Source organism: Corallibacter vietnamensis, assembly GCF_039537875.1.
GTDB classification, from domain to species: Bacteria; Bacteroidota; Bacteroidia; order Flavobacteriales; family Flavobacteriaceae; genus Corallibacter; species Corallibacter vietnamensis.
The window spans coordinates 13434-37973 of the sequence record NZ_BAABBI010000001.1; the positions used below are offsets into that span (position 1 = coordinate 13434).

General features: G+C 33.1%; 37 protein-coding genes. 3 read left to right on the forward strand and 34 right to left on the reverse strand.

Features of this window, described 5'->3' with window-relative positions; all coding sequences use genetic code 11:
* Positions 1–25 precede the first annotated feature (25 nt).
* The gene (locus ABD690_RS00060) at positions 26–184 is read right to left on the reverse strand and encodes a YqaE/Pmp3 family membrane protein (protein WP_344725767.1); all 159 of its coding nucleotides are present in this window, start codon (positions 182–184) and stop codon (positions 26–28) included.
* A 148-nt stretch (positions 185–332) separates the two neighbouring features.
* Here ABD690_RS00060 and lysS point away from each other — a divergent pair, with 148 nt between their 5' ends.
* The 3 genes from lysS (at position 333) to ABD690_RS00075 (ending at position 4771) form a co-directional block, all read left to right on the forward strand.
* Positions 333–2027: a lysine--tRNA ligase gene (lysS, locus tag ABD690_RS00065; protein WP_344725769.1), complete on the forward strand. Its 1695-nt coding sequence runs from the start codon at positions 333–335 to the stop codon at positions 2025–2027.
* Between the two features lie 66 nt (positions 2028–2093).
* Positions 2094–4157 carry a response regulator gene (locus ABD690_RS00070; RefSeq protein ID WP_344725771.1) on the forward strand — a complete coding sequence of 688 codons (2064 nt, stop codon included), beginning with the start codon at positions 2094–2096 and terminating at the stop codon, positions 4155–4157.
* A gap of 86 nt (positions 4158–4243) precedes the next feature.
* On the forward strand, positions 4244–4771 hold the full coding sequence (locus ABD690_RS00075; protein WP_344725773.1) for a YceI family protein: 528 nt from the start codon (positions 4244–4246) through the stop codon (positions 4769–4771).
* Between the two features lies 1 nt (position 4772).
* Here ABD690_RS00075 and ABD690_RS00080 read toward each other — a convergent pair whose 3' ends face one another.
* The 33 genes from ABD690_RS00080 to rplC form a co-directional block, all read right to left on the reverse strand.
* Positions 4773–5687 carry a dimethylarginine dimethylaminohydrolase family protein gene (locus tag ABD690_RS00080; RefSeq protein WP_344725775.1) on the reverse strand — a complete coding sequence of 305 codons (915 nt, stop codon included), beginning with the start codon at positions 5685–5687 and terminating at the stop codon, positions 4773–4775.
* Between the two features lie 67 nt (positions 5688–5754).
* Positions 5755–7041: a citrate synthase gene (locus ABD690_RS00085; protein WP_344725777.1), complete on the reverse strand. Its 1287-nt coding sequence runs from the start codon at positions 7039–7041 to the stop codon at positions 5755–5757.
* Between the two features lie 189 nt (positions 7042–7230).
* Positions 7231–8523, reverse strand: a complete 1293-nt coding sequence (eno, locus tag ABD690_RS00090) for a phosphopyruvate hydratase (protein WP_344725779.1) — start codon at positions 8521–8523, stop codon at positions 7231–7233.
* Positions 8524–8680: 157 nt separating this feature from the next.
* Complete coding sequence (gene carA, locus ABD690_RS00095; protein ID WP_344725781.1) at positions 8681–9784, reverse strand: glutamine-hydrolyzing carbamoyl-phosphate synthase small subunit; 1104 nt, start codon at positions 9782–9784, stop codon at positions 8681–8683.
* Between the two features lie 112 nt (positions 9785–9896).
* Positions 9897–10616 carry a hypothetical protein gene (locus ABD690_RS00100; RefSeq protein ID WP_344725783.1) on the reverse strand — a complete coding sequence of 240 codons (720 nt, stop codon included), beginning with the start codon at positions 10614–10616 and terminating at the stop codon, positions 9897–9899.
* A gap of 85 nt (positions 10617–10701) precedes the next feature.
* Entirely contained in the window at positions 10702–11175 is a 474-nt protein-coding gene (gene rplQ, locus ABD690_RS00105; protein WP_344725785.1) for a 50S ribosomal protein L17, read from the reverse strand.
* A 61-nt stretch (positions 11176–11236) separates the two neighbouring features.
* On the reverse strand, positions 11237–12229 hold the full coding sequence (locus ABD690_RS00110) for a DNA-directed RNA polymerase subunit alpha (RefSeq protein WP_344725787.1): 993 nt from the start codon (positions 12227–12229) through the stop codon (positions 11237–11239).
* 97 nt (positions 12230–12326) lie between these two features.
* A complete protein-coding gene (gene rpsD / locus ABD690_RS00115) occupies positions 12327–12932 on the reverse strand; it encodes a 30S ribosomal protein S4 (RefSeq protein WP_344725789.1) in 606 nt (201 codons plus the stop codon).
* A 172-nt stretch (positions 12933–13104) separates the two neighbouring features.
* A complete protein-coding gene (gene rpsK, locus ABD690_RS00120) occupies positions 13105–13488 on the reverse strand; it encodes a 30S ribosomal protein S11 (protein ID WP_344725791.1) in 384 nt (127 codons plus the stop codon).
* Between the two features lie 103 nt (positions 13489–13591).
* Positions 13592–13966, reverse strand: a complete 375-nt coding sequence (gene rpsM, locus ABD690_RS00125) for a 30S ribosomal protein S13 (RefSeq protein ID WP_344725793.1) — start codon at positions 13964–13966, stop codon at positions 13592–13594.
* A gap of 2 nt (positions 13967–13968) precedes the next feature.
* Positions 13969–14085, reverse strand: coding sequence for a type B 50S ribosomal protein L36 (gene ykgO / locus ABD690_RS00130; RefSeq protein WP_013305171.1), 117 nt, complete (start codon positions 14083–14085; stop codon positions 13969–13971).
* 4 nt (positions 14086–14089) lie between these two features.
* Positions 14090–14305 carry a translation initiation factor IF-1 gene (infA, locus tag ABD690_RS00135; RefSeq protein WP_007094967.1) on the reverse strand — a complete coding sequence of 72 codons (216 nt, stop codon included), beginning with the start codon at positions 14303–14305 and terminating at the stop codon, positions 14090–14092.
* A 12-nt stretch (positions 14306–14317) separates the two neighbouring features.
* Positions 14318–15661 carry a preprotein translocase subunit SecY gene (secY, locus tag ABD690_RS00140; RefSeq protein ID WP_344725800.1) on the reverse strand — a complete coding sequence of 448 codons (1344 nt, stop codon included), beginning with the start codon at positions 15659–15661 and terminating at the stop codon, positions 14318–14320.
* Between the two features lie 14 nt (positions 15662–15675).
* A complete protein-coding gene (rplO, locus tag ABD690_RS00145) occupies positions 15676–16128 on the reverse strand; it encodes a 50S ribosomal protein L15 (protein WP_344725802.1) in 453 nt (150 codons plus the stop codon).
* A 12-nt stretch (positions 16129–16140) separates the two neighbouring features.
* On the reverse strand, positions 16141–16323 hold the full coding sequence (rpmD, locus tag ABD690_RS00150) for a 50S ribosomal protein L30 (RefSeq protein WP_054729595.1): 183 nt from the start codon (positions 16321–16323) through the stop codon (positions 16141–16143).
* Between the two features lie 15 nt (positions 16324–16338).
* Entirely contained in the window at positions 16339–16863 is a 525-nt protein-coding gene (rpsE, locus tag ABD690_RS00155; protein ID WP_344725804.1) for a 30S ribosomal protein S5, read from the reverse strand.
* A gap of 6 nt (positions 16864–16869) precedes the next feature.
* Complete coding sequence (rplR, locus tag ABD690_RS00160; protein WP_344725806.1) at positions 16870–17226, reverse strand: 50S ribosomal protein L18; 357 nt, start codon at positions 17224–17226, stop codon at positions 16870–16872.
* A 10-nt stretch (positions 17227–17236) separates the two neighbouring features.
* Positions 17237–17779 carry a 50S ribosomal protein L6 gene (gene rplF, locus ABD690_RS00165; RefSeq protein WP_344725808.1) on the reverse strand — a complete coding sequence of 181 codons (543 nt, stop codon included), beginning with the start codon at positions 17777–17779 and terminating at the stop codon, positions 17237–17239.
* 17 nt (positions 17780–17796) lie between these two features.
* Positions 17797–18195: a 30S ribosomal protein S8 gene (gene rpsH / locus ABD690_RS00170; RefSeq protein ID WP_344725810.1), complete on the reverse strand. Its 399-nt coding sequence runs from the start codon at positions 18193–18195 to the stop codon at positions 17797–17799.
* Between the two features lie 73 nt (positions 18196–18268).
* On the reverse strand, positions 18269–18538 hold the full coding sequence (gene rpsN / locus ABD690_RS00175; RefSeq protein ID WP_027880200.1) for a 30S ribosomal protein S14: 270 nt from the start codon (positions 18536–18538) through the stop codon (positions 18269–18271).
* Between the two features lie 3 nt (positions 18539–18541).
* On the reverse strand, positions 18542–19093 hold the full coding sequence (gene rplE / locus ABD690_RS00180) for a 50S ribosomal protein L5 (RefSeq protein WP_344725815.1): 552 nt from the start codon (positions 19091–19093) through the stop codon (positions 18542–18544).
* A gap of 2 nt (positions 19094–19095) precedes the next feature.
* Positions 19096–19407 (reverse strand): 50S ribosomal protein L24, encoded by a 312-nt coding sequence (rplX, locus tag ABD690_RS00185; protein ID WP_344725816.1) that lies wholly within the window; start codon positions 19405–19407, stop codon positions 19096–19098.
* A gap of 11 nt (positions 19408–19418) precedes the next feature.
* A complete protein-coding gene (gene rplN, locus ABD690_RS00190; RefSeq protein WP_344725817.1) occupies positions 19419–19787 on the reverse strand; it encodes a 50S ribosomal protein L14 in 369 nt (122 codons plus the stop codon).
* Between the two features lie 2 nt (positions 19788–19789).
* Positions 19790–20047: a 30S ribosomal protein S17 gene (gene rpsQ / locus ABD690_RS00195; protein ID WP_119030689.1), complete on the reverse strand. Its 258-nt coding sequence runs from the start codon at positions 20045–20047 to the stop codon at positions 19790–19792.
* A gap of 12 nt (positions 20048–20059) precedes the next feature.
* Positions 20060–20251, reverse strand: a complete 192-nt coding sequence (rpmC, locus tag ABD690_RS00200) for a 50S ribosomal protein L29 (protein ID WP_344725823.1) — start codon at positions 20249–20251, stop codon at positions 20060–20062.
* Between the two features lie 13 nt (positions 20252–20264).
* A complete protein-coding gene (rplP, locus tag ABD690_RS00205; protein ID WP_344725825.1) occupies positions 20265–20684 on the reverse strand; it encodes a 50S ribosomal protein L16 in 420 nt (139 codons plus the stop codon).
* A gap of 20 nt (positions 20685–20704) precedes the next feature.
* Entirely contained in the window at positions 20705–21418 is a 714-nt protein-coding gene (gene rpsC, locus ABD690_RS00210) for a 30S ribosomal protein S3 (protein WP_344725827.1), read from the reverse strand.
* A gap of 9 nt (positions 21419–21427) precedes the next feature.
* Positions 21428–21835: a 50S ribosomal protein L22 gene (gene rplV, locus ABD690_RS00215; RefSeq protein ID WP_344725829.1), complete on the reverse strand. Its 408-nt coding sequence runs from the start codon at positions 21833–21835 to the stop codon at positions 21428–21430.
* Positions 21836–21841: 6 nt separating this feature from the next.
* Positions 21842–22120, reverse strand: coding sequence for a 30S ribosomal protein S19 (gene rpsS / locus ABD690_RS00220; protein WP_027880209.1), 279 nt, complete (start codon positions 22118–22120; stop codon positions 21842–21844).
* 6 nt (positions 22121–22126) lie between these two features.
* Positions 22127–22951: a 50S ribosomal protein L2 gene (rplB, locus tag ABD690_RS00225; RefSeq protein ID WP_344725832.1), complete on the reverse strand. Its 825-nt coding sequence runs from the start codon at positions 22949–22951 to the stop codon at positions 22127–22129.
* 10 nt (positions 22952–22961) lie between these two features.
* Positions 22962–23252, reverse strand: coding sequence for a 50S ribosomal protein L23 (rplW, locus tag ABD690_RS00230; RefSeq protein WP_344725834.1), 291 nt, complete (start codon positions 23250–23252; stop codon positions 22962–22964).
* Positions 23253–23259: 7 nt separating this feature from the next.
* Positions 23260–23889, reverse strand: a complete 630-nt coding sequence (gene rplD, locus ABD690_RS00235) for a 50S ribosomal protein L4 (RefSeq protein WP_344725836.1) — start codon at positions 23887–23889, stop codon at positions 23260–23262.
* A complete protein-coding gene (rplC, locus tag ABD690_RS00240; RefSeq protein WP_344725838.1) occupies positions 23889–24506 on the reverse strand; it encodes a 50S ribosomal protein L3 in 618 nt (205 codons plus the stop codon). Before rplC ends, rplD begins: the two co-directional genes overlap by 1 nt.
* Positions 24507–24540 lie beyond the last annotated feature (34 nt).

Consider the following 24540-nt stretch of genomic DNA (forward strand, 5'->3'; position numbering starts at 1 on the left):
TACAAAATTACGGAAAATTCTTGGCTTATCTATTAGGGTTATTTAAAATGACTAAAGCAGCTATAACTCCCGGAACCCAGCCGCAAAGCCACAATAAAAACACAATTAAAATTGAACCACAACCTTTGTCTATAACGGCTAAAGGCGGGCATAATATTGAAAGGAGTACTCTCCAAAATCCCATATTGATTTGTTTTTAATGATTGATGTACTTATAGGTCTACATAATTTACTAATTGTTACATCATATATTTCCAATATAATAAATTGAAATCCTAACGAATAGTAATTATCTTTGTAGCTTCATAAAATTATACAATTCAAATTTATTTATGTCGCAATTATCAGAACAAGAATTAGTACGTAGAGACAAGCTCTCAAAATTACGCGAATTAGGTATCAACCCTTATCCAGCAGATTTATTTCCTGTTGAAGAAACTTCTAAACAAGTCAAACAGAATTTTGAAGAAGGAAAAAAGGTTATTATTGCCGGTCGTTTGATGTCTCGTCGTATTCAAGGAAATGCCAGCTTTGCTGAACTTCAAGACAGTGAAGGCAGAATTCAAGTATATTTTAATAGAGATGAAATTTGTTCTGGTGACGACAAAACAAAATACAATACCGTATACAAAAAACTCCTAGACATAGGTGATTTTATTGGTGTTACAGGAGAGCTTTTCACAACAAAAGTTGGCGAAAAAACGGTTATGGTAAAAGACTTTACGTTATTAAGCAAAGCTCTTAAACCATTACCACAACCTCGTGTAGATGCTGATGGTAAAGTTCATGATGCTTTTACTGATGCAGAACAACGTTATAGACAACGCTATGCCGACCTTGTTGTAAATCCACATGTAAAAGACGTTTTTGTAAAACGTACCAAACTATTTAACGCCATGCGTAATTTCTTTAATAACGCTGGTTATTTTGAAGTAGAAACGCCTATTTTACAACCTATTCCAGGTGGTGCTGCAGCAAGACCTTTTATAACGCACCATAATAGTTTAGATATTCCTTTATACATGCGAATTGCTAATGAGTTATATTTAAAAAGACTAATAGTTGGTGGTTTTGATGGTGTATATGAATTTTCTAAAAACTTTAGAAATGAAGGTATGGATCGTACGCACAATCCAGAATTTACAGCTATGGAAATTTATGTTGCTTACAAAGATTACAACTGGATGATGGATTTTTGTGAACAATTACTTGAGCATTGTGCTACAGCTGTAAACGGCACTACAAAAGTTACTTTTGGAGACCATGAAATAGATTTCAAAGCACCATATGCCCGTGTAACAATGGCTGACTCTATAAAACATTTTACCGGATTTGACATTACTGGTAAAAGCGAAACTGAAATTCGTGAAGCTGCCAAAAGTATGGGAATTGAAGTTGATGAAACTATGGGGAAAGGAAAGCTAATAGATGAAATTTTTGGTGAAAAGTGTGAAGGCAACTACATTCAACCAACATTTATTACAGATTACCCAAAAGAAATGAGTCCGCTTTGTAAAGAGCACAGAGATAACCCTGAATTAACAGAGCGTTTTGAGCTTATGGTTTGTGGTAAAGAAATAGCCAATGCATATTCTGAATTAAATGATCCTATAGATCAACGTGAACGCTTTGAACACCAATTAAAACTTGCTGAAAAAGGCGATGACGAAGCTACAGAGTTTATAGATTTTGACTTTTTACGCGCTTTAGAGTATGGTATGCCTCCTACATCTGGTATGGGAATTGGTATGGATAGATTAATTATGTTTTTAACCAACAATCAGTCTATACAAGAAGTTTTATTCTTCCCGCAAATGAGACCAGAAAAAAAGCCTCTAGCTATAAGTGACGACGCAAAAGCTGTTTTAGAGCTTCTAAAAAAGGCTGAAAAATTAGAACTTATAGAGCTAAAAACACAATCTGGTTTAAGCAATAAAAAATGGGATAAAACCATAAAAGAGTTGACAAAAAACAAGCTTGCTAAAGTAGAGAAAACAGATGAAAATCTGCTTGTAGAAGCTGTCTAAACAATAAAAAAGGAACTGTTTTTTTTACAGTTCCTTTTTTATATTTTTAAATAGTATTTAGTACTCATGAAGATTAACATGTCTCAAATTTATGATGCGGTTTTACAAAGAATATTTGTTTTACCTATTCTTGCATTAACCTCAATAGCTGTTTTGGTTATTACTATTTGGGATAAATCTATTGATGATTATCAGGTATGGGTTAAACAGCAAATTCAACTTACTGGAGAGTTAACAACTCAAGAGTTTATCGCTCACATTAACAAAGAGATTGTTCAACTTGAAAACTTAAAAAACAGATTAGAGTTTACAAATGGAGATTATCATAAATATTGGGATAAAGAAGTAAATACTATTCTTAAACAATCTGATGCAATTAAGTTTGTTGAATGGATTGATAGCTCTATGGTGATTAGAAAAATTCATCCTTTAAAAGGTAATGAAGCTGCTTTAAATCTAGATATATCAAAAATTGATTATCGTAAAAAAGAGTGGGAATCTCATAGTATTGATAGCTCTATAAACGTTACTCCTTGGTCTAAAATGACACAAGGTGGCTATGCTTTTCTTATAGATATTCCTGCATATTATAATAATACATTCCAAGGAACTGCAAGTGCAGGAATGGACTTCACTAATAGTTTTAATACTTTTTCTACAAGTTTAAAAGATTATGCCATTGAGCTACGAGACAATAAAGGTGTACTATTTTATGAATACAACACTAAAAACAGAGCTTTAATAGACGATAGCTTTGTTTATAAAAGCGATTTAACCATAGATTATTTAGACAAACAGTTTTGGAGTCTAAAACTCTATCCTACTAACGAGCTATTATTTTTCACCAACAAACGTGCTTTTATAAATTACATGCTTTTATTTGGCATTATATTATCCTTATTAATAAGCATGCTTATTTACTTTTACCTAAAGGCTTTGAGAGAAACTAAACGAGCCTTATCTATCAATAAAAAATTAGCTAATGTTAATTTCAGACTAAACAAACAGAAACAAAAAGCCGAGCAAGCTTCAAAAGCTAAAACAGATTTTTTATCTAATATGAGCCATGAAATACGCACACCACTTCACGCTATATTAGGCTTTATTCAAGTATTAAAAAGCAGTAATCTTAAAGAAAGCGACAAAGAATATGTAGCGCTAATGGATAAATCTTCTAATAATTTATTAGCTATTGTTAATGATATTTTAGAGATACACAAAATAGAATCTGGTAATATTATATTAGAAAAGCACTTATTCTGTCCTTCAGAAAAACTTAAAGAACTTATTGATACTTATGAGTACCATTTTAAACAAAAAGGTCTTTATATAAACTTATCGTTTCTAAATAATGAAAGCTATAGTGTAATAAGCGATATGAATAAATATTCGCAAATTATTACAAACTTATTAAAAAATGCTCTTAAGTTTACAGTAAATGGAGGCGTTGAAGTTACTTATAACGAAGAAAAGATTGAAGAAAAATTAAGTATTAAAATTCAAGTAAAAGATTCAGGAATTGGGATATCTAAAAGTAAATTAAAAACCATTTTCGATAGATTTACACAAATAGAAAGCAGCCTTAAAAAAGAGTATGAAGGTAGTGGTTTAGGATTAGCCATTAGTAAAGACTTTGCTGAATTATTAAATGGTTCTATAACAGTTGATAGTTTTGAAAACAAAGGCAGTGTATTCACTTTTACAGGAATTATGGAAATCTCTGAAAAACAATCTTATCAATTTGGAGAAACTTATGAAAACTTCAAACTCCCTAACATTAACGTGCTAGTTGTTGATGATAACAAAATTAATGTTACTGTATTAAGAAAACTACTTGAAGATATAGACATACATGTTGACAGTGTTGAAAATGGGCAATTGGCTCTAGATCGATTTAAAGAAAATAGATACAATCTTATTCTTATGGATATTCATATGCCAAAAATGGATGGTTATGAAGCCACACAAATCATACGTAAACAAGACTCTGATGTTATTATAATTGGCCTCTCTGCAAATGTAACATCAACCGCTATACAAAAAGCTTTAGATAGTGGTATGAATAATTATATTACAAAGCCATTTACTAAAGAGCGTTTATACAGATTAATTGCCACGTACTTTACTTAATTAATGGTTAAAAAATTCTGTTTATAAAAACATTTCGATTTGAAATTTGTATTTTTAAGTAGCTTACAAGAAAAAACCTTTATGCTATGAAGAAAACAATATTTTTATTGAGCGTACTTTTGATGCCTTTCACTGCTTTAATGGCACAAACTATAGACACAAATGCTTCTGTGGTTACATTTAAAATTACTGGTGGAGGCTTCTTTAAAGTCAATGGTGATTTTACAGGTATGCAAGGTGATTTCAATTTTGACGAAAACGACCTTGAAAACTCAAGCTTTAATATTTGTATTGATGCAACCACTATTGACACAAACAATGAAAAGCGTGATAACCACTTAAAGAGTGATGATTTTTTTAATGTTGAGAAATATCCTGAAATATGTTTTAAGTCTACAAATATTACCACAAAAGATAATCACTATGCTACAACAGGAGAATTAACAATGCATGGCATTACAAAAACTGTTGAAATCCCTTTTACGTTTTCTAACAACACGTTTAAGGGTACTTTTCAAGTGCTTCGTCTTGACTATAATATAGGCGAAGACTTTGGCTCATTTAGAGTTGGCCATGAAGCTGAAGTTAGCATAAATTGCGTGGTAAAACAGTAGTTTAGTCTCTAATAAGAGGCATGGTACTACAACGCAACAAGCCTTCTTGTTTTGCTATTTCAGAATAAGAAACTTCCTCTACGGTTATTCCTTGACTACGAAGCCAGGTGTTTAAACGTGTAAAGTTTTTTTCAGAGATTACAACATTTTCAGAGATAGAAAAAATGTTACTATTCATATTATACATTTCTTCTTTATCAATCTCAAAAACATTCTCTTTTCCAAAGAAATTAAATAACCACTCATACTCTTCCTCTTCAAGAAACCCATTTTTATGTAAAATGGCTTTATTTTTTCCAACAGGTTGAAAACAGCAATCTAAATGTAATGCATTCTCTCTAGGATTGGTATTTGACTTTCGAAGGTTAAAGGATTTTATCTTTTTATGAGGAAACAACGCTTTCATTGCTTCAACTGCTTCCATATTGGTTCTTGCAATGATATAATCAGAATAATCAGCTCCTCTGTATGTTCCTATAAAAATATAGTCGTTATACAACATGACATCACCACCTTCAATATGGCAGTGCTCTGGCAATTTTATTCGTTGCTCTTTAGGCACTTGAGACCATACATGCTCTATAGCTTCAAATTCTTGCTCTCTATCTGGTAAAATATTTGCTTCAACAAACTTATCATCTATTACAAAACCAATGTCTCTGGAGAATATTTGATTGTAGTCTTCAATGATTTTTGGTCTAAATACTGTTACATCATACTTTTCTAAAACAGCGGCAACTGCTTCCATTTCTTTTACCATATCAGCCTCAACAGGATAAGTTCCTGCTTTTATATGCTCTAATGACTTTGGGTCATAGGCTTCTTCTATAGTTGGAGTTGGACCATTGCTTTTTGCCGTTCCTAAAACAACGGCGCGTAATCTTGATGTTTCGTTTTTTACGTTTAAGTTGAGCATAATTAAATGTATAAAAAAAGCTTCATAGTTGCTTATGAAGCTTTTTGTTTATGTTGTTAAAAATAAATTATCTTTTGCTAATTTCAACAAAATCTCTTGTGTTCTCTCCTACATATACTTGTCTTGGACGACCTATAGGTTCTTTACGTAATCTCATTTCTCTCCATTGAGCAATCCAACCTGGTAAACGTCCTAATGCAAACATTACTGTAAACATTTCTACAGGAATTCCCATAGCACGGTAAATTATTCCTGAATAAAAATCTACGTTTGGATATAGTTTACGTTTTACGAAGTAATCATCTTCTAGCGCTTCTCTTTCTAATCCTTTTGCTATATCAAGAATTGGATCTTCAACACCTAAATCTCCTAAAACTTCATCAGCTGCTACTTTTATAATTTTTGCTCTAGGGTCGAAATTTTTATAAACACGGTGACCGAATCCCATTAAACGGAACGGGTCTTCTTTGTCTTTTGCTTTACCCATGTATTTTTTAGTATCTCCACCATCTTCTTTGATTGCTTCAAGCATTTCTAAAACTGCTTGGTTTGCTCCTCCATGAAGTGGACCCCAAAGCGCAGAAATACCTGCTGATAATGATGCAAATAAACCTGCATGAGAAGAACCTACAATTCTAACTGTAGATGTAGAACAGTTTTGCTCATGATCTGCGTGTAATATTAGTAGTTTATCTAATGCATCTACTAATATTGGGTTCATTTTGTAGTCTTCATTAGGTTGTTTAAACATCATTTTTAAGACATTTTCAACATATCCTATAGAGCTATCTCCGTAATCTAATGGAAGTCCTTTTTTCTTACGTAATGTCCAAGCTACTAATACTGGGAATTTTCCTAATATTCTAACAATAGCATTGTACATATCTTCTTCAGAATCTACATTTACTGAAGAAGGGTTAAATGCTGTTAATGCACTTGTTAAAGAAGATAAAACTCCCATTGGGTGAGCAGACTTTGGGAATGCATCTAATATTTTCTTTACATCGTCATCTACAACAGATTGTGCTTTTATATCACTATGGAATTTATCTAGTTGAGTTTGTGTTGGTAACTCTCCAAAAATAAGTAAATAAGCAACTTCTAAAAAACTAGCTTTTTCTGCTAATTCTTCAATAGAGTATCCTCTATATCTTAAAATTCCTTTTTCACCATCAAGAAAAGTAATAGCACTTTCGCAAGAGCCTGTATTTTTGTATCCAGGATCAATTGTTGTTACGCCTCCGGTAACACCACGAAGTGTTTTAATATCGATGGCTACCTCATTTTCTGTTCCAACTATTAACGGAAATTCATGTTTCTCTCCGTTTATCTCCAAAGTAGCTTTATCTGTCATATTTATTATGTAAAATTTTTAGTTTAATTTTATCTGTATTGAACTTCACAAATTTAAGAAATATATCACGATTTATAAAGCATGTTAACAAAGGTTTTAACAATAATCATATTATTAAAATTGATAAAAAAAAGAAGCGATTATTAACAATTTAATAACCGCTTCTTTTTGTATGGTAGAACTAATTTTCTATTTGATTTTAAAAGCTTTTTCTTGAGGGTAATACGCTACAGTTCCTAACTCTTCTTGAATACGAAGTAATTGGTTGTATTTTGCCATACGATCACTACGTGAAGCCGATCCTGTTTTAATTTGGCCTGTATTAAGGGCTACAGCTAAATCTGCAATAGTGTTATCTTCAGTCTCACCTGAACGGTGTGACATTACTGAAGTATAACCAGCATTGTGAGCCATATTAACAGCCGCTATTGTTTCTGTTAAAGTTCCTATTTGATTTACTTTTATTAGTATAGAGTTTGCTATTCCTTTTTCTATACCACGTGATAAACGCTCTACATTTGTTACAAATAAATCGTCACCTACTAGCTGAACGTTATCTCCTATTTTTTCTGTTAGGTATTTCCAACCTTCCCAATCGTTTTCATCCATACCATCTTCTATTGAGATAATAGGATATTTTTCTGCTAATTGAGCAAGATAATCAGCTTGTTCTTGGCTAGTTCTTACTTGACCTTTGTCTCCTTCAAATTTAGTGTAATCGTATTTACCGTCAACATAAAACTCGGCAGACGCACAGTCTAGAGCAATCATAATATCATCACCTAATGTATAACCTGCTTTCTCTACTGCTTTTTTTATAGTATCTAGAGCATCTTCAGTTCCTCCTTCTAGGTTTGGTGCAAAACCACCTTCATCACCAACAGCTGTACTTAAACCTCTGTCATGAAGTACTTTTTTTAGGTTATGAAAAATTTCAGTTCCCATTTGCATTGCATGCGTAAAGTTTTTTGCTTTTACAGGCATAATCATAAACTCCTGAAACGCAATTGGCGCATCGCTATGAGAACCTCCGTTAATGATATTCATCATAGGCACAGGAAGTGTATTGGCTGACACACCGCCTACATATCTGTATAAAGGCATTCCTAATTCGTTTGCTGCTGCTTTTGCTGCTGCTAGAGACACGCCTAAAATAGCATTAGCTCCTAATTTTGATTTATTTGGCGTACCATCCAACTCAATCATAATTTGATCTATTAAGTTTTGTTCAAAAACAGAAACTCCTAATAGTTCTTGAGCTAAAATTGTATTAACATTTTCTACGGCCTTGGCTACACCTTTTCCCATATAAGTATTTCCTCCATCTCGCAACTCTACAGCTTCGTGTTCTCCTGTTGATGCTCCTGAAGGAACAGCTGCTCTTCCCATTATACCATTTTCTGTAATCACATCAACTTCTACTGTTGGATTTCCTCTTGAATCTAAAATCTGTCTTGCGTGAATGTTTGTTATAATACTCATTTGTTATTAAAAATTAATTGGTTTTAATTAGTAACAAATTTACAAAATTGTTACTCTAAATAATATCTACTAATATATTATTATGATTAAATGTTACGATATTGTTTTCGTAATAAAAAAACCTCAAAGAAAATTAAATTTCTTTGAGGTTCTATTACTATTTATCTTTTATATTATCTATAAACTGATCAAATAGATAGGATGAATCATGAGGTCCTGGACTTGCTTCTGGATGGTACTGTACCGAGAAACAATTTTTAGATTTCATTTTAATTCCAGCTACTGTTTCATCATTAAGATGTATGTGTGTTATTTCAATATCAGGATGATTTTCTGTCTCTTCTTTATTAATAGCAAACCCATGGTTTTGTGAGGTTATTTCTCCTTTTCCTGTTATCAAGTTTTTTACAGGATGGTTAATACCTCTATGCCCATGATGCATCTTATAAGTAGAAATACCATTTGCTAAAGCAATGACTTGATGCCCTAAACAAATACCAAAAAGTGGTAAATTTCGTTTTATAATTTCTTTAGCTAGATTTTGTGCTTCTACAAGTGGTTCTGGATCTCCAGGACCATTTGATAAAAAGTACCCATCAGGATTCCATGCACTCATTTCTTCAAATGTTGCATTATAAGGGAATACTTTTATGTAGGCATCACGTTTAGCTAAATTACGTAGAATGTTAGTTTTTACACCTATATCTAAAGCAGCAATCTTGTAAGTCGCATTTTCGTCACCAAAATAATAAGCTTCTTTTGTAGACACTTTAGATGCTAGTTCTAATCCTTTCATGTCAGGAGCAGACTGCAATTGTTCTTTTAAGCTATCTATATCTTCTACTTCTGTTGATATAACAGCGTTCATAGCACCATGATCTCTTATATAGCTTACTAATGCTCTGGTGTCAACATCAGATATGGCTAATACGTTATGTTTTTCAAAAAAGCTTTCTAGAGATGCATCTGCTGCAGGTCTTGAATAGTTAAAGCTGAAATTTTTACAAATTAATCCAGAAATCTTTACTGAATTAGACTCAACTTCTTCAGTTAAGGTACCATAGTTTCCTATATGAGCATTGGTTGTTACCATTAATTGACCAAAATAAGAAGGATCAGTAAATATTTCTTGATATCCTGTTGTTCCAGTGTTAAAACACACTTCACCAAAAGCAGTTCCTTTTTTTCCTATAGATTTACCGTGGAAAATTGTACCATCTGCTAGAAGTATTATGGCTTTGTCTCGTTTGTTGTATTTCATTTCTAAAAAAGGGTTTTGCAAAATTGCATAAAAAAAAGGATAAACTAAAATGTTTATCCTTTTTATTACTATAATAAATATGTTTTTATAGTGTTTTTAATTTTCATCTTACTTAAGACTTAAGCGAGTTATAATGGCTATAAATTTTCAAGAAATCACTTAACTCCTTAATATTTAAATCTTTTTCTTTAATGTAAGCTTTAATTTCTTTTTCTTTATCAGAGAACAAATTCGATATTACTCTTTTATTTAATTTCAGTTTATCTAACTCATTACCCTTATAGATTAATAAGTCTTCACTTAAGTAATATCTGTCGTTAGATGTTTTTTCTTGCGTTAAAGGATTGATAGCACCAGGAATTATTTTTGCTTGAAACTCCTTTACTATACTTGTAGATTGATTTTCAGCTAGAACTAAATAGAATTTTCCATTTGAATTTACAGCATCTGATAGTCTAACCATTTTTTTATTATTAACAAGGGCATAATCTATATCCCTATTATTAAAAACAAATGTTGAATCTTTTGTAAAAGATGACACAAAAACACCTCTTTGAGCATCATAATTACCTTTAGGTACTTTATAAGCATCTCCTTTTTTAGTGTATAGTATAACTTTGTTGCTACTACCTTCAAAAGCAAAAGGAGTACCGTCAACAACATTTCTTTTCCCTAACGGTGGTAACCAGCTTCCTCTTGAGTTTAAAGCATTCATTGTTTCTCCGTAAGAATTAGACTGTAAGCTTTGACCTACAGGCGCTTGTCCATGTTGAGCTAATAGCATTTGACTTGTTATTAACATGCATAGGAAAGCTATAAAATTTTTAATCATAATATTATTTTTTTTAAGTATGCTAAAATTAAAAAAAAAGGTGAACCTTACGGTTCACCTTTTCTTAAAAAAATCTTAATTTTTACTACTCTTCTTCGTTTGTAGCTTTAGTTTCTGCTGTTGGAGCAGCTGCTGGTTTAGAACCACCTCTTCTGCTTCTACGAGTAGATTTCTTTTTAGCTTTTCCGGCATTATAGATTTCGTTGTAATCAACTAGTTCTATCATTGCCATATCAGCGTTATCACCTAAACGATTTCCTAACTTAATAATTCTAGTATATCCGCCTGGACGATCACCTACTTTAGGAGCAATATCTCTAAACAATTCGGCAACAGCTTCTTTTTGTCTTAAACGGGACATAACAATACGTCTGTTATGTGTTGTATCTTCTTTAGATTTTGTTACTAAAGGCTCTACAAATTGCTTTAAGGCTTTTGCTTTTGCTACTGTAGTGTTAATACGCTTGTGCTCTATTAAAGAACAAGCCATATTAGCTAACATTGCTTTTCTGTGAGCTGTTTTTCTACCTAAATGGTTTATTTTTTTTCCGTGTCTCATGACTTTTGTTTTATCATCTTGCTACCAAACTCGTTAATTTCGAGGAGCAAAATATGATTAATTAATCCTTATCTAATTTATATTTTGATAAATCCATACCGAAATTAAGACCTTTAACGTTTACAAGCTCTTCAAGCTCTGTTAAAGATTTTTTACCGAAATTACGGAACTTCATTAGATCATTTTTGTTGAATGATACTAAATCACCTAATGTATCTACTTCAGCAGCTTTTAAACAGTTAAGCGCACGCACAGAAAGATCCATGTCAACTAATTTAGTTTTTAATAACTGTCTCATATGTAATGATTCTTCATCATATGTTTCAGTTTGTGCTATTTCATCAGCTTCTAAAGTAATTCTCTCATCAGAGAATAACATAAAGTGGTGAATTAATGTTTTAGCAGCTTCTGTTAAAGCATCTTGAGGATTGATAGAACCGTCTGTAATGATTTCGAAAACTAATTTTTCGTAATCTGTTTTTTGTTCTACACGGTAATTCTCAATGCTATACTTAACATTTTTAATTGGTGTATAGATTGAATCTGTAAAAATCGTTCCAATTGGTGCTGAAGCTTTTTTATTTTCTTCAGCAGGAACATAACCTCTACCTTTTTCAATAGTTAACTCCATGTTTATATTTACTTTAGGGTCTAAATTACAGATTACTAAATCTGAATTTAATACTTGAAACCCTGAAATAAACTTTTGGAAATCACCAGCTGTTATTTGCTCTTGTCCAGAAATTGAAATAGATACTGATTCGTTATCTACATCATCAATTTGTCTTTTAAAACGTGCTTGTTTTAAGTTTAAGATTATTTCTGTAACATCTTCTACAACACCTGCGATTGTTGAAAACTCATGATCTACACCTTCTATTCTTACTGATGTAATTGCAAAACCTTCTAAAGAAGAAAGTAATACTCTACGTAAAGCGTTACCTACTGTTAAACCATAACCTGGTTCTAATGGTCTGAATTCGAATTTTCCTTCGAAGTCAGTAGAATCAATCATGATTACTTTGTCTGGTTTTTGAAAATTAAATACTGCCATATTGTTTCTTCGTTTTAATTGTTACTTGGTTGCGCGGTTTATAAGTTTGAAGAAGTACGAATAAACCCTTTGGCCAAATACCAATGTTTTAAATTTATTATTTAGAATATAATTCGACGATGAATTGCTCGTTGATATTTTCTGGAATCTGGATTCTTTGTGGAACTGATACGTAAGTACCTTCTTTTGTTTCGTTATTGAAAGTGATCCACTCATAAACGTTGCTTGAGTTAGATAATGATCTATCAATAGCTTCTAAAGATTTAGATTTTTCTCTAACACCTACAACATCACCAGCTTTTAATTGGTAAGAAGGGATATTTACAACTTCACCATTTACGGTAATGTGTCTGTGAGATACTAATTGTCTCGCACCACTTCTTGATGGAGAAATCCCCATTCTGTATACAACATTATCTAAACGAGATTCACATAATTGAAGTAATACTTCACCTGTAATACCTTGTGCAGCTGTTGCTCTTTTAAACATGTTTCTGAATTGCTTTTCTAATATACCATAAGTATATTTTGCTTTTTGCTTTTCCATTAACTGGATAGCGTATTCAGATTTTTTTCCACGACGCTTGTTTGCTCCGTGTTGTCCTGGAGGATAGTTTCTTTTTTCAAAAGCTTTATCATCTCCATATATAGCTTCACCAAATTTACGAGCTATTTTTGTTTTAGGACCAGTATATCTTGCCATTTTAAAATTGAATTTAAGAGTGATTATGAATTAAGGTCTTAATCTTATCCTTCGATAATCGTTAATCTCTTGTTATACTTGTTGTTATTTTTTTTCAGTTTGCAAATTTACGTATAAAAAAATTAATATCAACTGTAAAAAACAATTGATATTAATTTTAATAGTCTATAAATTAAACTCTTCTACGTTTTGGAGGGCGACATCCATTATGTGGTAATGGAGTAACATCGATAATCTCTGTTACTTCTATACCTGCATTGTGGATAGAACGAATAGCAGATTCTCTACCATTTCCTGGACCTTTAACATATACCTTTACTTTTTTCAATCCAGCTTCTTGAGCAACTGCTGCTGCATCTTCTGCTGCTAATTGAGCTGCATAAGGCGTGTTCTTTTTAGATCCACGGAATCCCATTTTACCAGCTGAAGACCATGAAATAACGTCTCCTTTTTTGTTAGTAAGTGAGATAATGATATTATTGAAAGAAGCTGTTACGTGAGCTTCTCCAATAGACTCAACTATTACTTTACGTTTTTTTGTACTTGACTTTGCCATATTATTATAGTTTCTAGTTGTTAGCTTTTAGTTGTTAGAATCCTAAACATTGCTATTTCAAACAGATTCATCTAACGTCTAAACTCTAATGACTAATGTCTTATTATTTAGTTGCCATTTTTTTGTTAGCAACTGTTTTTCTTCTACCTTTTCTTGTTCTAGAGTTGTTTTTAGTACGTTGACCTCTTAAAGGAAGTCCTGCTCTATGACGAATACCTCTGTAACATCCAATATCCATTAATCGCTTAATGTTTAATTGAGTTTCAGAACGTAGTTCACCTTCAATAGTAAATGATCCTACAGCTTCACGAATGTTTCCAATTTCGTCATCTGTCCAATCCTGTACTTTTGTACTTTCATCAACTTTAGCAGTAGCTAAAATTTCTTTTGCTCTACTTCTACCTATTCCATAGATATAAGTAAGGGAGATAACTCCTCTTTTGTTCTTTGGTATGTCTACACCTGCAATTCTTGCCATAATTATCCTTGTCTTTGTTTGAATCTAGGATTCTTTTTGTTTATTACGTAAAGTCTACCTTTTCTACGCACTATTTTACAATCTGCGCTACGTTTTTTTACTGATGCTCTTACTTTCATAGTATTAGTATCTATAGGTTATTCGAGCCTTCGTTAAATCGTAAGGACTCATTTCTAATTTTACTTTATCTCCTGGTAATAATTTTATGTAATGCATACGCATTTTACCAGATATGTGTGCTGTCACAATGTGACCATTTTCTAATTCAACACGAAACATTGCATTTGATAATGCTTCTATAATTGTTCCGTCTTGTTCTATTGCTGCTTGTTTTGCCATAGTATAAGTAAATTAAGCTACTGCTTTTCTATTTTTACCAGTTTTCATCAAGCCATCATAATGTCTATTTAACAAGTAAGAGTTTACCTGTTGCATAGTGTCTATTGCAACTCCAACCATAATTAATAGTGATGTTCCACCAAAAAATAAAGCCCAACCTGTTTGTACATTCATTAGCTTTACAATAATTGCTGGGAACACAGCTATAAGCGCTAAAAATATAGATCCAGGTAAAGTAATTTGAGACATTACTTTGTCTAAATATTCAGATGTTTCACTTCCTGGTCTAATTCCAGGTATAAAACCACCACTACGTTTTAAGTCATCTGCCATTTTATTTGTTGGTACTGTAATTGCTGTATAAAAGTATGTAAATACGATTATTAAGAATGCAAACACAATATTGTACCAAAGACCAAATATGTCAGCAAAGTTTGTTTGCATCCACTGTCCTGTTGCAGTCTCTTTTAAGAAAGATGATCCGCCTATTAGACCAGGTACAAACATAATTGCTTGAGCAAAAATGATTGGCATTACACCAGAGGCATTTAGTTTTAAAGGTAAGAATTGTCTTGAACCAAAAACATTTTTCTCATAACCTCCAGATGCAGTTCTTCTAGCATATTGAACAGCTATTTTTCTAACTGCCATTACTAACATAATAGATAGTAAGATAATAACTAACCAAATTACTAATTCTATTACTATAAGCATAACGCTGTTAGTCTCTAATCTAGATGATGCATTTAATAAGAAACTTTGAGGTAAATTAGCAATGATTCCTACCATAATTAATAAAGAGATACCGTTTCCTATTCCTTTATCTGTTATCTTTTCTCCTAACCACATTGCAAATATGGTTCCTGTTATTAAGATTATTACAGATGAAACATAGAAGATACCTCCTTGACCTAATAAAAATGCTGATGTTGGTATTCCTAATGCTGGTAAACTAGCTAAATATCCTGGAGCTTGTACTAAACAAATTGCGATGGTTAACCAACGTGTAATTTGTGTTATTTTCTTTTGTCCACTTGCTCCTTCTTTTTGTAGTTTTTGTAGATATGGTATTGCTATACCCATTAACTGAACTACAATAGAAGCTGATATATAAGGCATAATACCTAAAGCAAAAACTGATGCATTAGCAAAAGCTCCTCCTGTAAAGGCGTTAAGAAGTCCTAAAAGGCCTTCTTCTGTGTTACCTTGAAGGTTTTCTAATTGCGCTGCATCAATACCTGGTAAAACAACTTGAGCGCCAAAACGGTAAACTAATAACAGACCTAGGGTTACTACGATTCTGTTTCTTAGTTCTTCTATTTTCCAAACATTTTTAATTGTTTCTATAAATTTCATGCGCTTGTCGTGAATTATAATGTTACAGCTTCTCCTCCGGCAGCTTCTATAGCAGCTTTTGCTGAAGCAGTAAATTTATGAGCAGATACTTTTAATTTAGATTTTAATTCGCCTCTTCCTAATATTTTAACTAGATCGTTTTTACCAGCTAATCTTAAAGAAACTAATGTTTCAAAATCTACTGTATCTTTAATTTTATTATCATCAACTAGCTGTTGTAAAGTATCAAGGTTTACGCCTTGGTACTCTTTACGGTTAATGTTTGTAAAACCAAATTTTGGAACACGTCTTTGAAGTGGCATTTGCCCTCCTTCAAATCCTATTTTCTTAGAGTAACCAGAACGAGATTTTGCACCTTTGTGTCCACGAGTTGCAGTACCACCTTTACCAGATCCTTGACCACGTCCTACTCTTTTTCCTTGATTTTTTACTGAACCTTCTGCAGGTTTTAAATTACTTAAATCCATTTCAGTGTTATATTATTTTGTTTCTTCAACAGAAACTAAATGTGAAACTTTAGCAACCATACCTAAAATATTAGGTGTAGCTTCGTGCTCTTTTACTTGTCCAATCTTTTTAAGACCAAGAGCTTCTAGAGTTCTTTTTTGTCTTTGAGTACGATTGATTGCACTTTTTACTTTTGTTACTTTTATCTTTGCCATCTCTTTTCTTTATTATTAACCTTTAAAAACTTTTTCAAGAGAAATACCTCTATCTCGAGCTACTGTTCTTGCGTCTCTTAATTGTAATAATGCATCAAAGGTTGCTTTTACAACGTTATGTGGGTTTGATGATCCTTGAGATTTAGATAATACATCATGTACACCTACTGCTTCTAATACTGTTCTTACAGCACCTCCAGCAATTACTCCTGTACCAGGAGCTGCAGGAATGATGTTGACTCTTGCTCCACCAAATTTACCTTTTTGTTCGTGTGGTAATGTTCCTTTTACGATAGGAATTCTTACTAAATTTTTCTTTGCATCTTCAACTGCTTTTGCAATTGCGCTAGCAACATCTTTAGATTTTCCTAAACCGTGACCTACGACACCTGCTTCATCACCAACTACAACGATAGCTGAAAATCCGAAGGCTCTACCACCTTTTGTTACTTTAGTAACTCTTTGTACACCAACTAAACGATCTTTAAGATCTAATCCACTTGGTTTTACTAGTTCTGCACTTTTATATTTTTGATACATAATTTCTTAAAATTTAAGTCCTGCTTCTCTAGCTCCTTCGGCTAATGATTTAACACGTCCATGATATAAATAACCTCCTCTATCAAAAGAGATTGTTTCAATTCCTGCCTTAAGAGCTTTTTCAGCAACAGATTTACCTACTAGTGCAGCTATTTCTGATTTTGTCCCTTTTGCAGAGCTAATATCTTTGTCTCTTGAAGATGCTGAACTGATTGTTTTACCAGTAACATCATCAACAATTTGAGCATAAATTTCTTTATTACTTCTAAAAACAGATAGTCTTGGTCTAGATTCAGTTCCTGAAACTATTTTACGAACTCTGTTTTTTATTCTTAATCTTCTTTCGTTCTTTGTTAATGCCATAACTTACTTATTAAGCTGATTTACCTGCTTTTCTTCTAATTTCTTCACCAACAAACTTAACTCCTTTTCCTTTGTAAGGTTCTGGTTTTCTAAAGCCGCGTATTTTTGCAGCTACTTGACCTACAAGTTGTTTGTCATGAGATGTTAATTTTACTATTGGGTTCTTACCTTTATCAGATACTGTTTCTACCTTGATTTCAGGAGCTAAATCAATAATAATGTTATGAGAAAAACCTAAAGCCAAATCTAATTTTTGTCCTTGGTTACTTGCTCTATATCCAACACCTACTAGTTCTAATTCTTTAGTCCATCCTTTAGATACACCATGAATCATATTTGCAACTAATGCTCTATAAAGACCGTGTTTAGATTTTTCTTCTTTCTTTTCAGAAGAACGTTCTACTATTACATTTCCTTCTTCAACTTTTACTGATACTGAAGAAAATTCTTGAGTTAATTCACCTAATTTACCTTTTACAGTAATTACATTGTCTTTAACTTCTACTGTAACTCCTTCTGGAATTGCTACTGGGTTATTACCTATTCTTGACATGTTCTTTCTGCTTTAAATTAGTAAACGTAACACAATACTTCACCACCTACATTTTCTCTTTGAGCTTGTTTACCTGTCATTACACCGTGAGATGTAGAAACTATGGCAATACCAAGACCATTAAGGATTCTAGGTAAGTCTTTTGAACTTGCATACTTACGTAAACCTGGTTTACTTATTCTTTGAATTTTCTTAATTACAGATTCTTTTGTTTCCTTGTTGTACTTAAGAGCTATTTTAATAGTTCCTTGTACTGTGTTGTCTTCGAATTTGTAACTTAAAATATATCCTTGGTCGAATAATATTTTAGTGATTTCTTTTTTAAGATTAGATGCAGGTATCTCTACTACTCTGTGATTAGCACGTACTGCGTTTCTAATTCTTGTTAGATAATCCGCTATTGGATCTGTGTACATAGTTATTAATTTGCGGTAACGGTTTTTAACAATGCTTGCTAAACCTGAAACCAGTTTATAAATATTTAATTTTTTACCAGCTGGCTTTTTTAACACCAGGTATTAACCCTTTGTTTGCCATTTCTCTGAACATAACACGTGAAATACCAAAAGTTCTCATGTAACCTTTAGGTCTTCCTGTTAATTTACAGCGGTTGTGCATACGTACAGGTGAAGCGTTTTTTGGTAACTTTTGTAATGCTTCGTAATCTCCAGCTTCTTTTAAAGCTTTACGTTTTTCAGCATACTTTGCTACTGTTTTAGCTCTTTTTACCTCACGGGCTTTCATTGATTCTTTAGCCATATCTTAATTCTTTTGGAATGGTAATCCTAATTGTGTTAATAATGATTTTGCTTCTTTATCAGTTTCAGCAGTAGTTACAAATGTAATATCCATACCTGAAATTTTGTTTACCTTATCGATATCAATTTCTGGGAATATAATTTGTTCTGTAATTCCTAAATTGTAATTACCTCTACCATCAAAACCAGTCGCTTTAATTCCATTAAAATCTCTTACACGTGGTAATGCTGAAGTTATTAAACGATCTAAAAATTCATACATTCTTTCTCCACGTAAAGTTACTTTTGCTCCAATTGGCATGCCTTTACGTAATTTAAAAGATGCAACGTCTTTTTTAGATATTGTTGCTATAGCTTTTTGTCCTGTTATCGTTGTTAATTCATCAACAGCGTGATCAATTAATTTTTTGTCTGCTACTGCAGCACCTACACCTCTAGATAATACTATCTTTTGCAATTTAGGTACTTGCATTACATTTTGATAACCAAATTCGTCTGTTAGAGCAGCAATTACTTTGCTTTTGTACTCTTCTTTAAGTCTCGGTGTATATGCCATAACTATATTACTTCATTAGATTTTTTAGAAAATCTCACTTTCTTATCGCCTTCCATTCTGTATCCTACTCTTGTTTCTTCTCCTTTTGAAGTAAGTAATGATAAGTTTGATACGTGAATAGCCGCTTCTTTTTCTACGATTCCACCTTGAGGGTTTTGTGCACTTGGTTTAGTGTGTTTCTTAACCATGTTGATTCCCTCAACAATCGCTTTGTTCTTATCTTTTAATACTTGTAAAACTTTACCTTCAGATCCTTTGTGATCTCCAGCTATAACTTTTACTGTATCTCCTGATTTTATTTTAAGCTTTGTCATTTTTTTAGTCATTAAAGCACTTCAGGTGCTAATGATACAATTTTCATGAATTGTTTATCACGAAGTTCTCTTGCAACAGGACCAAAAACACGTGTTCCTCTCATCTCACCTGTTGGGTTTAATAAAACACATGCGTTATCGTCAAATCTAATGTAAGATCCGTCTGGTCTTCTTACTTCTTTTACAGTACGAACTACTACTGCTGTAGAAACAGCTCCTTTTTTAATGTTTCCATTAGGAGTTGCATCTTTTACAGAAACAACTATTTTGTCTCCTACAGAAGCGTATCGTCTTTTAGTACCACCTAGAACACGTATTGTTAATACTTCTTTAGCTCCAGTGTTATCAGCTACTTTTAATCTTGATTCTGTTTGTACCATAATTACTTCGCTCTTTCAATTATTTCAACTAATCTCCAACATTTAGATTTACTTAAAGGTCTTGTTTCCATGATCTTTACAGTATCTCCAATGTTACAATCGTTTGTTTCATCGTGTGCAACATATTTCTTTGTTTTTAACACGAATTTTCCATACATAGGATGTTTTACTTTCTTAACTTCAGATACCACAATTGATTTCTGCATTTTGTTACTAGTAACAATTCCTATACGTTCTTTTCTTAAATTTCTTGTTTCCATCTTTATGCAGAATTATTGTATTTCTCTTTTAGTTAATTCTGTCGCAATTCTAGCTACGGTTCTTCTTGCGGAACGTATTTGAATTGGATTCTCTAGAGGAGAAATTGCGTGAGCCATTTTCATTTCAGAATAGCTCTTTTTTGTCTCACTAAGTTGTTCTTGTAACTCAGCTACAGATAATTCTTTAATTTCTGATTGTTTCATAATATCAAATAAATTATGCTTCGTAATCTCTAGCAATTATAAACTTTGTTTTTACAGGTAATTTTTGAGCTGCTAAACGTAAGGCTTCTTTAGCTACGTCTAAAGGAACACCACCAACTTCAAATAATATTCTTCCTGGCTTTACAACGGCTGCCCAGTACTCAACAGCACCTTTTCCTTTACCCATACGTACTTCAAGAGGTTTCTTTGTAATTGGCTTATCTGGGAAAATTTTAATCCAGATAGATCCTTCTCTTTTCATGTAACGTGTAGCGGCAATACGAGCTGCTTCAATTTGACGAGCTGTAATAAAACAAGAGTCTAATGATTTTATTCCAAAAGTTCCGCTTGATAATCTATGCCCTCTTCCGGCATTTCCTTTCATGCGCCCTTTTTGTTGCTTACGAAATTTTGTTCTTTTCGGCTGTAACATGTCTTCTTTTCTTTAAAAAATTACTTTCTACGACGAGGTTTATTGTTTCCTCCACGTCCACCTTTTCCTTGCTTCTTAGATAGACCAACAAGCGGAGAAAGTTCTCTTTTACCATATACTTCACCTTTCATGATCCATACTTTTACACCTAATCTACCATAAGTAGTATGTGCTTCTACTAAAGCATAGTCAATATCGGCTCTAAATGTTGACAAAGGAATACGTCCTTCTTTATAGTGCTCACTACGCGCCATTTCAGCACCATTTAAACGACCACTAATTTGAATTTTTATTCCTTCAGCATTCATTCGCATTGTTGCAGCGATAGCCATTTTTATTGCACGTCTATAAGAAATTCTGTTTTCTATTTGACGAGCAATACTTGCTGCTACTAAATGCGCATCAAGTTCAGGTCTTTTGATTTCAAATATATTTATTTGAACTTCTTTACCAGTAATTTTCTTAAGCTCTTCTTTTAACTTGTCTACCTCTTGTCCACCTTTCCCGATAATGATACCAGGTCTAGCAGTAGTGATAGTAACGGTTACAAGTTTAAGAGTTCTTTCGATAATTACTCTTGAAACACTAGCTTTAGATAGACGTACGTGAACGTACTTTCTGATCTTATCGTCTTCGGCAAGTTTATCACCATAATCGTTTCCTCCGAACCAGTTAGACTCCCATCCTCTGATAATTCCTAAACGATTTCCGATTGGATTTGTTTTTTGTCCCATATCTCTATCTTAACTTTGTGTATTATTGTTAGCTCCAACCACTAATGTTACGTGGTTTGAACGTTTTCTTATTCTGTGTGCACGACCTTGTGGTGCTGGACGCAATCTTTTTAACATTGCCCCACCATCAACTCGTATTTCTTTTACAAATAATTCAGCTTCTTCAATACTTGCATCTTCGTTTTTAGCTTGCCAGTTTGCAATTGCAGACAGCAACAATTTTTCTAAACGATTTGAAGCTTCTTTTTGACTGAATTTCAAAATATTAAGCGCTTTCTCTACGCGTTCACCTCTTACTAAATCGGCTACTAAACGCATTTTTCTTGGTGATGTAGGACAGTTATTAAGTTTTGCAAAAGCTACTTGCTTTTTTGCTTCCTTAATAGCGTCTGCCATTTGTTTTTTACGACTTCCCATAGCTTACTACTTTTTACCTTTGTTTTTAGCACCCGCATGACCTCTAAAAGATCTTGTTGGTGAAAATTCTCCTAATTTATGTCCTACCATGTTTTCAGTTACATAAACAGGTACAAATTGACGACCGTTATGTACTGCAATTGTTTGACCAACAAAATCTGGAGTAATCATACTTGCTCTTGACCAAGTTTTGATTACTGTTTTCTTGTTAGCTTCAACATTGGCAGCTACTTTTTTCTCTAATTTATAATGAACGTAAGGTCCTTTTTTTAATGATCTTGCCATGATTTATTATTTCTTTCTACGTTCTACAATATACTTATTACTCGCTTTTGTTTTAGAACGGGTTCTATAACCTTTAGCAGGTACACCATTTCTAGAACGTGGGTGACCTCCAGAAGATCTTCCTTCACCACCACCCATTGGATGATCAACAGGGTTCATAACTACTGGTCTAGTACGAGGTCTTCTTCCTAACCATCTTGTTCTACCAGCTTTACCTGATACTAACAATTGATGATCTGAATTTGACACAACTCCTACCGTCGCCATACAAGTCACTAATATTAAACGAGTTTCTCCTGATGGTAATTTTACAGTTGCAAATTTACCGTCCCTCGCCATTAATTGAGCAAAAGCACCTGCACTACGAGCCATAACTGCTCCTTGACCAGGGCGTAACTCAACACAAGATATTATAGTTCCTAAAGGAATTTTGCTTAATGGCATTGCATTACCTATTTCAGTTGTTGCTCCTTCTCCAGAAACAACTGTCTGACCTACTTGCAAACCGTTTTGAGCAATGATATAACGCTTCTCACCATCTTGGTAGTTTAAAAGCGCAATAAATGCTGTTCTGTTTGGATCGTACTCAATAGACTTAACTTCTGCTGGAATTCCAGTTTTGTTACGTTTAAAGTCGATAATACGATACCTTTTCTTATGACCACCACCTTTGTAGCGCATAGTCATTTTTCCTTGACTGTTTCTACCACCAGACCTTTTTTTCGGAGCTAATAAACTTTTCTCCGGCTTATCAGTAGTAATGGCGTCAAATCCATTTACTACTCTAAATCGCTGTCCTGGTGTGATTGGTTTTAATTTTCTTACTGACATTTGTCTTTAATTACATGTTACTGTATAAATCAATCATTTCACCTTCCGCCAGTTGTACAATTGCTTTTTTAACTGCATTTGTTTTACCATGCTGAATACCTGTTTTTGTATAACGGGTTCTTCTATCTGGACGGACATTTATAGTACGAACTTTTACAACAGAAACACCATAAGCAGCTTCAACTGCTTTTTTGATTTCTACCTTGTTCGCCTTAGTATTCACTTGAAATGTATAGCTATTCAACAACTCACTTTGAGTTGTAGCTTTTTCTGTGATTATAGGTTTAATTAAGATACTCATGGTCTTCTTATTTACTTAAATTCGTTTCAATTTCTTCTAAAGAGCTCTCTAAAAGCACAACGCTGTTTGCGTTTAATATTTTGTAAGTATTTAATTCTGAATTACTTACAACTTCAGAGCTTTTTAAATTGCGTGACGACAAATATACATTATTATTTGACGCACCCAACACAAAGAGAGATTTTTTATTTTCTAAATCTAAAGCCTTTAAAATAGCTGTGAAATTTTTTGTCTTTGGAGTATCAAAATTAAAATCTTCTAATACAACAATTGAGTGTTCATTAGCTTTGATTGTTAAGGCAGATTTTCTAGCTAATCGCTTTACGTTTTTGTTAAGCTTGAAGCTGTAGTTTCTTGGTCTTGGTCCAAACATACGTCCACCACCTTTGAATACTCCAGACTTAATGCTTCCTGCTCTAGCTGTTCCTGTTCCTTTTTGTTTTTTAATCTTACGTGTACTACCAGCTATCTCAGCTCTTTCTTTAGATTTGTGAGTACCTTGTCTTTGGTTTGCTAAATATTGTTTAACATCCAAGTACACTGCATGATTATTAGGCTCAATAGCAAATACATCTTTAGAAAGGTCTACCTTTCTACCTGTATCTTTTCCGTTTATATCTAAAACTGCTACTTTCATTACTTTCTAATAATTACATAAGCGTTTTTGTGTCCAGGAACACATCCCTTAACAACTAGTAAGTTCTTTTCTGGAACTACTTTTAAAACTCTTAAATTTTCAACTTTCACTTTTTCACCACCCATTCTTCCTGCCATGCGCATTCCTTTGAATACACGTGCTGGATAAGACGCAGCTCCAATTGACCCTGGTGCTCTTAAACGGTTATGCTGACCGTGAGTAGCTTGACCTACACCACCAAATCCATGACGTTTAACAACTCCTTGGAATCCTTTTCCTTTTGATGTTCCTGAAACATCAACAAACTCACCTTCTACAAAGTGCTCTACAGTGATTGCATCACCTAATTTGTACTCCGCATCAAAACCTTTAAATTCAACGATTTTGCGTTTTACAGAAGTTCCTGCTTTTTTAGCGTGACCTAAGTCTGCTTTAGTAGCACTTTTTTCTGTCGCGTCATCGAAACCTAATTGAACAGCATTATAACCATCAACTTCTTCAGTTCTGACTTGGGTAACGATACATGGACCTGCTTCGATTACTGTACATGGAATGTTTTTTCCATTTTCATCGAAAATGCTGGTCATACCGATTTTTTTTCCAATTAACCCAGACATATTTATTTATTTAATTATTAATTTATTTATTAAA